The following is a 249-nucleotide window of genomic DNA, read 5'->3' as shown; positions in this document are numbered from 1 at the left end:
CGGCAGCACCGGTTTCGTCGGGTCTTCCTTCGACGGCTGGTACCACACCGGCTTGCCGTTCGGCAGCGGGATCGGGAAGCGGTCGTTGTCGCCGCGCACGCCGCGCAGGTGTCCGAAGTAATGGTCGAACGAGCGGTTCTCCTGCATGAACACGACGATGTGCTGCACATCGCGGATCGCGCCGGTGCCGCGCGCGGCCGGAATCGCGAGCGCGCGGCGGATCGATTCAGGGAACGCGTTGAGCGCGAC

At 67.9% G+C, this 249-nt stretch carries 1 protein-coding gene; it reads right to left on the bottom strand.

What is annotated here, in order from left to right; translation table 11 throughout:
• A partial coding sequence (locus SB751_RS33665) for an alkaline phosphatase family protein (protein WP_410749453.1) occupies nucleotides 1-249 on the bottom strand: 249 nt, incomplete at both ends.

The sequence above is a fragment of the Cupriavidus sp. SIMBA_020 genome, assembly GCF_046535395.1.
In the GTDB taxonomy this organism is placed as follows: Bacteria; Pseudomonadota; Gammaproteobacteria; order Burkholderiales; family Burkholderiaceae; genus Cupriavidus; species Cupriavidus campinensis.
The sequence above is the reverse complement of the archived record's forward strand: the minus strand, read 5'-3'. Positions and strand labels throughout refer to the sequence as shown.